This window comes from Bradyrhizobium canariense (genome assembly GCF_019402665.1).
GTDB lineage: Bacteria > Pseudomonadota > Alphaproteobacteria > Rhizobiales > Xanthobacteraceae > Bradyrhizobium > Bradyrhizobium canariense.
Genome location: NZ_VSST01000119.1, coordinates 1 through 4529, shown reverse-complemented (window position 1 = coordinate 4529; position 4529 = coordinate 1). Strand labels below are relative to the sequence as shown.

Here is a 4529-nt window from a genome sequence, read left to right as displayed (position 1 = left end):
GGCGAGGCCGGCCGCGGCTTTGCCGTGGTGGCTTCCGAAGTGAAGGCGCTGGCCGAGCAGACCGCAAAGGCGACCGGCGAAATCGGCCAGCAGATTTCGGGCATCCAGGCGGCGACGCAGGACTCGGTCGCCGCCATCAGCGCCATCAGCAACACCATCGAAAAGCTGTCCGAGATATCGTCTACGATCGCTGCGGCCGTCGAGGAGCAGGGCGCGGCGACGCAGGAGATCTCGCGCAACGTGCAGCAGGCGGCGGAAGGCACCCATCAGGTCTCGTCCAACATCACCGACGTGCAGCGCGGCGCGGGCGAAACTGGATCGGCATCCTCGCAGGTGCTGGCAGCGGCACAGTCGCTGTCCGGCGACAGCAACCGCCTCAAGCTCGAGGTCGGCAAATTCCTCGACACCGTGCGCGCCGCCTAAGAACCTCGTTCCGGACAGCTCGGAAGACGCCCTGCCTCCTTAGGCGGGGCGTTTTTGCATCCGATCGTCGCCGCGAACGTCTCGCGCAGGCCTTCGGCGAACGTCGGCTGCAAAAACAAACAGCGGCGACCTCAAGCTGAAATTTACAACCTGCTCGCGAAATTACCCCTTCGATTTCAACTATTTGGGCTGAAATCTCAGTATTTCTCCGAACCCTCCCGTTAACCAGAATGCGAAAACACGAGGACTAGATTCTCCGGCAAGGGCGATCAACGTCCATGCAGCCGGCAAGGACTTGGCTGCGTGTTTCCTTCGGGGGAAACGTACCATGTTGAGCCCTGCACATCATCAGGCCCGAACTCAGGCCGCCAGCGCGTGGAGTCGGCTCGGACATGTTCGGATCGGCACGATCTTGCCGATCATCATCTCTGCCCTGGTCTTGCTGGGGTTGGCCTCGGCCGGATTCATCGCCTATGAGGCCATCCTCAAGAGGCGAGAGTCCGGGGCATTCCTGAAGGTCAATGCAGTTGCCCAGCTGCTGCTGCGCAGCGCAGGACATTGGGCGATTGAACGCGGGCTGACCAACGCCGTGCTGAAGTCTCCTGATGTCGTCAGCCCCGAGCGCCGTGCCGAAATCGCAAAGGCGCGCGCGACGGCCGACGAGGCCTTTCGGCAAGCCATCCTCGATATCAGCGCGATTCCCGAAATGGCGGCGGGGCAAAGACAGATTGCGGACGCAGCGACGAAATTCGAGGCGCTGCGTCTCTTGCGTGAGAAGGCCGACGTGGGAATGTCGCGCCCGCGCGTCGAACGCGAACCTGACCTCGTCGATGGCTTCGCGCCAACGATTACGGAGGTGATCGACGTCGCGAGCAACCGCTTGCGGCTGACGCTCGAAACTCTCACCAGCCCGCCCGTGGCAAGGCTGGCGCAGCTCATCGGCTTGCGACATCTGACAGCTCAGATGGCCGAGAATGCCGGAAGGGAGCGGGCCCTGCTGGCCGGTGTCGTCGGTGCGCGTGCGAAGCTCGGGATGGAGGGCTATGAGCGCCTTTCGGCGCTGCGGGCCAAGGTCGAGCTCGCATGGGACACCGTATTGCCGGTGCGGCTGCGCTCGGACCTCGCCCTGCAGATCGGCGAGGCGATGACGGAGGTCGAGAAGTCCTATTTTGGACTCTACGGTGAAACGCGGGCGCTTGTGCTCGCCGGTGGCGAAGCCGGGGACTACAAGATCACGGGACCCGAGTACTTTACGCGGGCCACTGCCGGCATCAATGCGGTGCTGAAGCTCGGTGAAGCCATTGGCGCGGCCGCTGATCGCGAAGCCACGATGCAGGCAGAAGTCAGCACTCGTAATTTCGCTTTCACGGTCGTGTTGCTCTGCGCCTCGGTGATGCTCGCTGGCCTCAGTTTCTGGATCACCTTTGGCCGGATCCTCAAGCCGCTTTCAGCCATTTCGGTTGCGATGGGTGGGCTCGCCAATGGCGACTTCACGACGGTCGTACCAGGCACCCGCCGAGGTGACGAGGTCGGCGAGATGGCACGGACCGTTGAAGTCTTCAAGCAAAACGGCCTCGAAGTCGAACGCATGCGCGGCGATCACGCTGCGGCCGAGAAGCGGGCAGCCGAGCAGCGCAAGGTGGAAATGCGGAAGCTGGCCGACGGCTTCGAAGCCGCGATCGGGGAGATCGTCGACACCGTGTCCTCGGCAGCGACCGAGCTGGAAGCCTCGGCGTCGACGCTCACATCGACTGCGGAGCGTGGGCAGCAGCTCACGACCATGGTTGCTGCGGCCTCCGAGGAGGCGTCCGCCAACGTACAGGCGGTGGCGTCGGCGACCGAGGAGCTGTCGTCCTCTATCACCGAGATCAGCAGGCAGGTGCAGGAATCGGCCCGCGTGGCCCACGAAGCTGTCGGCCAGGCGCGTGTCACCACCGAGCGTGTCGGCGAATTGTCCAAGGCGGCGACGCGGATCGGCGCCGTGGTCGAGCTGATCAGCACGATCGCAGGTCAGACCAATCTCCTGGCGCTCAACGCGACCATCGAGGCCGCGCGCGCCGGCGAAGCGGGTCGCGGCTTTGCGGTTGTCGCCTCCGAGGTCAAGGCACTCGCCGAACAGACCGCGAAGGCCACCGGTGAGATCGGGCAGCAGATCGCCAGCATCCAGACCGCGACCGAGCATTCGGTCGGCGCAATCAAGGACATCAGCGGCACTATCGAGAAGCTCTCGGAGATTTCCTCCACGATCGCGGCGGCCGTGGAAGAGCAGGGCGCGGCGACACAGGAAATCTCCCGCAACGTGCAGCAGGCGGCGGAAGGCACCCATCAGGTCTCGGCCAACATCACCGACGTGCAGCGCGGGGCGAGCGAGACCGGCTCGGCGTCGTCGCAGGTGCTGGCGGCGGCCCAGTCGCTCTCTGGCGACAGCAACCGTCTCAAGCTCGAAGTCGGCAACTTCCTCGATACCGTGCGCGCAGCGTGACGCGGCATCGCGCAGCGCAAGCGGAACGCGAGATCGGGTTCGTCTGCTGAGCGACGACGCGCCCGCGCACTGGGATCGACGTTAACGCACGTGACGCGGCAATTCGCGAGGCGTGTTTCGATTGCGCGGGATGGTTGCGATAATCCGGCAATTGAGCGACATATTCAGTATTTCTACTCAAGCGGCATCGCCTCGCGCTTAACGTTAATGGAAAGCTCGCAGACTAGCCTCCAAGGCTGTTCGCGCGCTTCGCCGCGACAATGCGTATCCCGGGGATGTTTTCGACGATGTTCATTCAGAATCTGCGAATTGCCACCAAACTCGCCATCACCTCGGCGCTGACCCTCGCGCTCGTTGCGCTGATGATCCTCCTCCAGATGAGCGGAAGTGCCGAGGTCCAGAAGCTCAACAATAGCGCATCGGGACAGCAGGCGATCGCGCAAAACGCCGCGGAAGCGAAGGCGTCGGTGCGGGGCATGCAGATCGGCATTCGCGACATCCTGACCTCGTCCTCGCCTGCCGAGTTGCAGAAGGCCGCCAGCTATTTCAACGACCGCCAGACGGCTGCCCTTAAGTTTTCCGGTGAAATGGCAGGGCTCTCGCAATCGCCGGAGAACCACAAACGTATCGACCGCCTGACCGTGTTGATTGGCAATTTCCAGAAAGGCGAGCAGCAGATCGAGGCGATCCGTAAGCAGGAGCTCGCGCTCGAGTCGAGGAAGGACGGCGAAGCGGCGACGCAATTGGCAAAGCTGACCGCTGAAATCATCCGCATCCGCAAGGAGATGCTGATGCCGACCAACGCGGAAATATCGGAACTGGCCGACGAGATCACGAACTTCGCCAAGCATGAGAGTGCAGAGGCGCGCACGGCGGCGGAAACAGAGGCTGCGTCCGTTGCGCGGACGTCATTCGTCGCAGGCGTGCTGGTCGCGCTGGTCCTGATCGGCGCGTGCGTCTTCTCGATCTTCAGCATTGCCCGTCCGATGCGCGCCCTGACTGTCGCGATGGAGAAGCTCGCGGGCGGCGACTTCGCTGTGGTGCTGCCGGGCCTCGGCCGCAAGGACGAGGTCGGCGGCGTTGCCGGTGCCGTCGAAAAATTCAAGACCGTATCCGAGCAGAAGGCGCGCGAGGAAGCGGAAGCCAAGATGCGGCAGGACCAGATGGCGGCCGAGCAGCGCAAGGCCGAGATGCGCAGGCTTGCCGACAGTTTCGAAGGCGCCGTCGGCGAGATTGTCGGCACGGTGTCGTCGGCCTCGACCGAACTCGAAGCGTCGGCCACGACGCTGACCTCGACCGCCGAGCGCACGCAACAGCTCACGACCGTGGTTGCAGCAGCCTCGGAGGAAGCCTCGACCAACGTGCAATCGGTGGCGTCTGCGACCGAAGAGCTGTCGTCCTCGATCACCGAGATCAGCCGCCAGGTGCAGGAATCGGCGCGGGTCGCGAGCGAGGCGGTGACCCAGGCCCGCACCACAACGGACCGTGTCGGCGAATTGTCCAAGGCGGCGGCTCGCATTGGCGACGTGGTCGAGCTGATCAACACCATCGCCGGCCAGACCAATCTGCTGGCGCTCAATGCCACCATCGAGGCGGCACGCGCGGGCGAGGCCGGCCGCGGCTT

General features: G+C 64.0%; 3 protein-coding genes. All 3 read left to right on the top strand.

Annotated features, from left to right (window positions below; all coding sequences use genetic code 11):
• Positions 1 to 423, top strand: a 423-nt coding sequence (locus FXB41_RS39915; RefSeq protein ID WP_246649623.1) for a methyl-accepting chemotaxis protein, incomplete at its 5' end; no start/stop codon positions are given.
• A 328-nt stretch (positions 424 to 751) separates the two neighbouring features.
• Positions 752 to 2905, top strand: a complete 2154-nt coding sequence (locus FXB41_RS39910) for a methyl-accepting chemotaxis protein (protein ID WP_246649621.1) — start codon at positions 752 to 754, stop codon at positions 2903 to 2905.
• Positions 2906 to 3192: 287 nt separating this feature from the next.
• On the top strand, positions 3193 to 4529 hold a 1337-nt coding region (locus FXB41_RS39905; protein WP_219685661.1), incomplete at its 3' end, for a methyl-accepting chemotaxis protein.

Bases quoted from the DNA above. Each gene is read 5' to 3' on its own strand.
- FXB41_RS39910 (WP_246649621.1), top strand. From the start codon at position 752: ATGTTGAGCCCTGCACATCATCAGGCCCGAACTCAGGCCGCCAGCGCG.